Annotated in this window: 9 protein-coding genes; all 9 read right to left on the bottom strand. The window is 43.7% G+C overall.

All coding sequences use genetic code 11. The annotated features are described in order from the left end of the window. Positions 1-147: 147 nt before the first annotated feature. Positions 148-651 carry an Imm6 family immunity protein gene (locus H1R82_RS13230; RefSeq protein ID WP_181732455.1) on the bottom strand — a complete coding sequence of 168 codons (504 nt, stop codon included), beginning with the start codon at positions 649-651 and terminating at the stop codon, positions 148-150. Positions 652-664: 13 nt separating this feature from the next. Beyond that, on the bottom strand, positions 665-2,197 hold the full coding sequence (locus H1R82_RS14750; RefSeq protein WP_258873910.1) for a hypothetical protein: 1,533 nt from the start codon (positions 2,195-2,197) through the stop codon (positions 665-667). A gap of 762 nt (positions 2,198-2,959) precedes the next feature. After that, a complete protein-coding gene (locus H1R82_RS13220) occupies positions 2,960-3,496 on the bottom strand; it encodes a PIG-L family deacetylase (RefSeq protein WP_258873911.1) in 537 nt (178 codons plus the stop codon). A 25-nt stretch (positions 3,497-3,521) separates the two neighbouring features. Continuing rightward, positions 3,522-3,713: a PIG-L family deacetylase gene (locus tag H1R82_RS13215; RefSeq protein WP_181733085.1), complete on the bottom strand. Its 192-nt coding sequence runs from the start codon at positions 3,711-3,713 to the stop codon at positions 3,522-3,524. A 55-nt stretch (positions 3,714-3,768) separates the two neighbouring features. After that, positions 3,769-4,458: an N-acetylmuramoyl-L-alanine amidase family protein gene (locus tag H1R82_RS13210; protein WP_181733086.1), complete on the bottom strand. Its 690-nt coding sequence runs from the start codon at positions 4,456-4,458 to the stop codon at positions 3,769-3,771. Then, positions 4,455-4,697, bottom strand: a complete 243-nt coding sequence (locus H1R82_RS13205) for a hypothetical protein (protein WP_181733087.1) — start codon at positions 4,695-4,697, stop codon at positions 4,455-4,457. Before H1R82_RS13205 ends, H1R82_RS13210 begins: the two co-directional genes overlap by 4 nt. A gap of 6 nt (positions 4,698-4,703) precedes the next feature. Continuing rightward, complete coding sequence (locus H1R82_RS13200) at positions 4,704-4,991, bottom strand: hypothetical protein (protein ID WP_181733088.1); 288 nt, start codon at positions 4,989-4,991, stop codon at positions 4,704-4,706. A gap of 11 nt (positions 4,992-5,002) precedes the next feature. After that, positions 5,003-5,260 carry a hypothetical protein gene (locus H1R82_RS13195; RefSeq protein ID WP_181733089.1) on the bottom strand — a complete coding sequence of 86 codons (258 nt, stop codon included), beginning with the start codon at positions 5,258-5,260 and terminating at the stop codon, positions 5,003-5,005. 5 nt (positions 5,261-5,265) lie between these two features. Further along, positions 5,266-6,685, bottom strand: a 1,420-nt coding sequence (locus tag H1R82_RS13190; protein WP_220272547.1) for a Gp37-like protein, incomplete at its 5' end; no start/stop codon positions are given.

Raw genomic sequence — 6,685 nt, 5'->3', positions numbered from 1 at the left:
AAGGGTTTGATGATTTCAGAATCTCGGCTTTGGAAATCATCTAAAAGTCTTTTACTCAATTGCTTCTGTACAATTGGGACGATTAAAGGGGAAAATCCCCTTCATATATCACGCCAAATATAGCGGAAATGTTCCACTTAATCATTTTTATGCAATCAAGTTTAACAACTCTTCTCTTTTAATCTTCTTGTTACTTCCTGCCGGGTAGTTTTTAAGTAAGTACTCCTTTAAACGCTCAGACCATTCTTCTTGATAACCTTCAATTTTATTTATATACTTCATGAATTCATCTATTGTATCATCATCAACCATTTCAATAGGCTGAGGCACGTATTTTTCATTTGCATAATTATATGCCTGCCATGCTACATAGCAAATCGCATACATAGCACACATCCATATCAATTCCTCTTGCGGATCATCTGTTAACTCAATATAAATCGATACTCCTGTATCATTCTCATTATCAAACTCAAAATAAATATCATCTCCCTCATGTTTTTTCTCTTCCACCCACTCCCAGCACATATCGATCGTTTTTCTTACCTGCTGAAAACCTTCCTTACCCCTAATTTTGTCAATTAGTTTTTCTGTTAAAGCTAATAAATAAGCCGATTTCGCATCTTCGTGGATTTTTAAAAACCAACTCATTTATATCACCTCTTTATTTTTCAATATATTTACCATTCTTTAATATAAAAAACTTTCTTCCATACTGTTTTACTCCTTCTTGCTCTTCAGAAGTTAAAACTATTTCTAGATTAGGATACCTCTTGCTCAATTGCAAAAATATACCCGGTTGAACTTTGGAGTTAGTTATTCCTTGAATACACTTTGGACAAGCACCTTTAGGATTTGATTGGTGAATATATAGTTTCCCTTTTACATCTTGTGGATTTGGATAAATTGCATCCACTTTTACAACAAATTTATTGATGACCATTTCTTCAGCATGATTAGAAAATAAAGCAAATTTATGAGGAGCTTTAATTGGTCTGTCAGGTATTTCTTCATCCAAAGGCTTTAATCCCGCCTCTTCTGGTGCTACTTTTATTACTCCTGGTGATGCACCTTGAAACACTTCACCTTCCAAACCTTTAATATCTGTTCGGCCTACTGCAATGGTATGTTTATCAGTTTTTACTGTTGCTCTCAATTTTCTTAAATCTTCTTTCAGAAGATCTGTTATGCCTGCATCAATGCACCCAGGTTTTACTGCCAAGAAGAATGCATGGTATCCCCCGGTTTGCCGAACCGCAACACAATCGCCAACTTTGTTGAAAACATTTTTGACAATCGGGATTTTGGCCAGAACCGGTTCCATTGATGCAACGGCTTTATTGACAACTGGTTGGGCAAAGTGAACCACTGCGACGGAACCGGCTCCAAAAACTCCTGCCAAAATGGCATTTTTCCAATTGATCTTCCGCCCATGCAGGATATCGTCCGCCACACTGGTGCCGGCACCCTCGACGGCTCCGATGGCTCCGCCTTTACCAAACATTTTCTGGAGAGGTGCCGGCAATTTGGAAACCAGTTTTTGTCCTCCGCGAAGAACAGGACCTAAAACTTTGGAATTCTTGGCACCCATGATCAGTTTTTGCCCGATGCCGCTGGCCAAGCCCCGGGAAGCTCCTGCAGTGATGCCTCCTCCGATCAATCCCAAGAGGCCGCCAATGGCTGCTTCCAAGAAGGTCATTTTGTTAATTTCCCAACCATTCAGGGCCATACTGATCACAAATGACAAAGCCATACCACTGAGTACGGCAATCCCTAACGGGGTGGCAAAAATGCACAAGACGATGCCCAAAATCAAGACGCCGGCAAACGCTATGTATTCCTTAAATTTGACGATCCAGTCCCACACTGCAGACAGTGTATCGATTACGACTTCTGCTATTTTGGAGCATATTTCAGTAAACCAATCCCAAAAGGCAGCCGCTTTCTCTTTGGTCCATTCCCATGCACCTGAAATTTTGTCCCCTAACCAATCTCCTGCCTTTGACAATGATTCGGTAACAGAATCGAAAAATCCTTTCTCTTCCTTAACCGGTGTAGGCTGAACGGGTTGTTCCTTCTGAACCGGGGTCTTTTGCTCAAATTGATTAAAATCATCATTGATTTCAGGAACATCAAAACCCCCGTCAGCATGAACAAGGGCATGAACCCAGGAACCTGTTCCCACCGTGATGATCATAAACAAAAGGAGAAACCGAACAAAATGTTTTCCCATACCTTCGACGGGTACGAAAATCCGTAACCCCGTTTCCTCCTTTCTTATTTCTTTAAGTATATTGTATAGGAAACAATTATTAATTTTAAAAAAATATCCGGCTCCTAGACAATTGAATTTCTAACTAATTTTTAACAAATTGCATTTGATTTTTAATTAAAAAAAATAAACCTGCTCTTTTGCAGGTCAAGCAATGTGCTTCAGTTTTTGTGTATATTGAATTTTCAGGTGTTCGAGTTTCTCAAGATCCATTTTTAGGCGAATATTGATAATCAATACAACCGCCGAAAAACCTCTTGAAATCAGAGGTTAGACGGGTTATTATTTTCAACAAAGAACTTGATTGCATCTCATTTTGAGAATTGAAACCCACTCTTCGATGCAAATTCTCAGACTGGATCCATGGACGTCAAAATGGTTACACCTCTTCTAGAGGATTGAAACATCGAACAAAAGACGAATACTGACTCGAAAATGTACACCATCACGAAAGCCGCTGTTCCGTCAGAATGATTGCATCTCATCTTGAGAATTGAAACTAAAAAAGCCGCAAGGTATCCTCAGTCGCTTTGCTTTGTGTCAGAATGGTTACACCTCTTCTGGAGGATTGAAACTTATAAGTTTGATTCCATTTTTTTGCGTCCGTAAGGCGTGTCAGAATGATTACACCTCATCAAGAGGATTAAAAACAAAAAATCCCTCTCCGGTTATGGAGAGGGATTTTAATTATTGTCCTGGCATGTGAAGATAGTGGAACGGATCGGCCAAGAATTTATCAAATTGACGGCTGACTGAATGATATCCAATCGCATATGCACCGAGCCTCGGAGCCCAGGCAGCATAACACCGGCAAGCATTGATGACACGTTGCTTGATAGTGTTATCCGTCGGGGTATCTTTCCAACCGCCACCAGGAATCGCTGCGCCACGGGATTCATAGTCATCCCTTGTGGCCATACTGATGATAAAGCGGACATAATATTGAATTGCCCCTTCGTCATAGAGATCCTGCAAAGCTTGTCCACATGCTGCATGATCCGGGTGAATATCGTGATAACTCAATGTATAGTGGTCAGCATCAGGGAACAAGTTAATATATTTCTGGATTACACTTTTGGCTTCATTCACTGTCACACTTTCCCCGCCGTCGCTGTTCGGATCATCAAGATATTCAATATGCTGATTTTCAGCTGGTACACCAAGTTGCCGGAGAGCATTATAAAACTCCTCCATCCGGGCCCCCGCAAATTGCTCAACTGTCAGTGGCTCATACCCTTCAAACTCCGGATCATGTTTGATCTCCCAGAAGTAACCACCATTGGGTCCCGTTGATTACGTTAAGGGCCCCGGATTGGCGACCATGCGTCATCAGAACCACATGAGTATCCCTGCCGGCTGCTACATGCTCAGCGATGGTGATCCCCATGTTCAACGTCTCATCATCTGCGTGCGGTGCATAGAAAATAACTGGTCTGCTCATGATGTATCCCTCCAATAAATAAACCCCTCGGCAAAAGCCAAGGGGCAGTTTTGGTTTAGAGTTTTTTCAATTGGATTTCCTGCGCTTGATTTCTTACCGCATTCAGGACAGCTTCTGTGATTTTTGATTCATACGCCGTATCATAGACTACTTTTCCATCTACGGAAATGCGGTACATCGGTTTAGGCTGTTTTCTTTTCAAACCAAAGACTTCTGCTACTCCTTCCACAATCGATTTAGCCAAGCCATCTAGGAATGCATCATCTTTGAGTAACTTATTTTCTCTTTCATTGGTGATGAAAAGGTTCTCAAGCAAAATGGCCGGCATTGCAGTTTCTCGGAGAACCGCAAAGTCTGCTTTTTTCTGGCCACGGTCCCGGATGTTGTATTGATTCAAATAGCTCATGATATGAGAATGAATCACATTTTGATACTTTGCCGTTGTCGAGCTGGCGTTGGTATAAATAAAAGATTCAAACCCATGTGCATCAGAGCTGGCAGCGTTGTTGTGGATCGAAATGAAGAGGTCCGCGCCGCGATCATTAGCGAACTTAGCCCGCTCGCTCAATTCCAAAAAGCGGTCATCCCAACGTGTGAGACTGACCGCCACCCCTTCGTAATTTCCAAAATGACCGTTGATCTTTTTGGAAATATTCAACACGACGTCTTTTTCCTGAAGACCATGACCAATTGCGCCTGGATCCTCTCCCCCATGCCCGGGGTCGATTACCACGTATACACTCATTGAGACTTACCCCTTTTGATCAAATTTTTTGGCCCGGAATAAAGCCCGGATGCAGAAAGCCCCAAAACAAGCCCCTGCAAAACGCCCTCCAAAATGCTACCTGGCAAAAAGAAAACACCAGCCACAACACCCAACGCCAAAGAAGCAAGCGGGGCCCATCGGTTAGGTAACCCCAACTGCTTCAGCACCTCACAAACTCCTAGAATGATAGGGATTAACGCATATTCAAGGCTTTCCATCAATTATCATCCTCCTTGTACAAAATAAAAAAGCACTCCGATCCCTGTTGTGATCAAAGCGCTGACAGTGGCTTTCCATGTCCAATCGTGTTTTTTCTCGATCTTTTTCGCTAAGTCTAAAGCGTCTTCTGCCTTATTAAGTGCTTCCCTGCTCCTCTCATCTGCATTATGCGTGCTCTCCATTTTTTCTTCCATTTGGTCCAGCCTGGCCTCAATCCGCTGCAAGGATCCGGCCATCCTTTGAATCATGTCATACATCTCCTTATTTGAGATCACGACTCCGTTGTCTTTCATGATGTCGCCTCCTACAGTTTAATATCTGTGTTTTGTCTCTGGACGAGTTGTAAACATGCCTCCCGGATAGCTGATTCTTTATCCGGTTTGGAAATATTAAGCGCCACCTTTTCATTTTGATAAAGTTCCCATTCACCTGTTGCAGGGTTCAGTTCGCAATACACCAAGAAATGATATGGCCAGGAGGAACCATCTTGAGGGTCAATCCTGACAACAATCTGAGTATCAGCGAGAGGATAGTACTGGAAAATAGGTTCAAAACGAGCCAAGAATATCACTCCCCTTGCGTTCTTTTGAAGAGATTTTGGATCCAACCGCCATGAGATGCTGTTTTCTTTTGGTCATTCAACCCATATAAGGGGGCTGGCGCGGTTCCCAATCGGACCTGAACACTTTCTCCGCGCTCGTCAAGCGCTCCCGATATCTCCCGTATAATGACATCGTCATTGCCAAGCGGGGTTTGGACGCGGACGCGATCCCCCAGAAACCAGTCAGCGTGATATCTCATTCCTTCTTTGTCAATAACATCCGCTTCTATGATGGTTTGACTGGTGGCTTTCCTCAGCTCATCATAAAGCTGGGCTTTTAATGCTTCGATTTCTTCAGTATGTGTGGTGTCAGTCGTTGACCGTTTAAATCCTGAAAAGCTCCTGAAACCTTCTCGGTCCCCATACACCGCTCTTGATGGTTCATCCCCAGAATGGGCAAAAACCCTGTCTGCTCCGTCTCCGGATCCTCCGATTTGAATAATGTTTGCCTCTGGCGCTGTTCTTGTTCGGCGGATCCGCAAAACATTCCCTTCATCCTTGGAAAAGATGATGGAGCGCGTCTTATCTGGGCACGCCTTGAACTCAAACGTGATCCACCAACCACCGTTAAATGTGTTACCGATTGAGGCATCATATTCCATTTTTGAAACCAAGACAATCGGATGCGGCGGCTTCCAGACTGTACCGTCGCTGTTGTAGACCGTTGATTCGCTATAGTTTACGATCTGTTCTAAAATGTCCATCATCGGGTCTCCCCTGGTTACGATCGGATTGGGATTTGGGAAAGTGGCCAAGTCACCACTCGGGTATCGTTCACTTCCTACGTCATTTGCTGAACCCTGTGTAAATTTGACATACAGTTGCGGGATTCTCCGGGATGGGTCCGCATCCTGCGCCTTGTTTTTCCCAAATATGTCCCAAAAGCACTCACTACTGGAACGACTCGGCTCCTCCGGTCGTTGCCCCCGGTCATTCGGCGTATAATCGGTATGATTCCCGGCGGAATCCGTCATGTACGGGGACCTGAAAATCCGAGGATGAGCCAACGCCAGGGATCGAGCCACAAAATCCATCTCATCCCCGCCTATGAAAGTCATTAGTTCACCGTTTTCATCCAGGGTGTATTCATGATCCAGAAGCGGGCCTGAAAACAAATATTTGCCGTTCCGCTCCACGTAAATCCCGCCAACACCTTTGTTACCGGATGTCAAAAGCCCTAAAAGCTGGCGGGTGGATTCAGAGTGATAGGGGAGCGTCAAAATCCATTTCCCTAATGCGTTCATCCGTAGCGTATATTGAAGGGAAATGAAATCAGTGATTTCCCAAATGAACTTTAGGTTATAGTCTCTTATTCTAATTCGATATTCCGGCTTCATATCACACCCCCCAATACGGTGTTTCCACGTAAACATGGTATCGGCCATC

It is taken from the genome of Thermoactinomyces intermedius, from assembly GCF_013912365.1.
In the GTDB taxonomy this organism is placed as follows: domain Bacteria; phylum Bacillota; class Bacilli; order Thermoactinomycetales; family Thermoactinomycetaceae; genus Thermoactinomyces; species Thermoactinomyces intermedius.
This window is presented reverse-complemented; position numbering and strand designations above follow the sequence as displayed.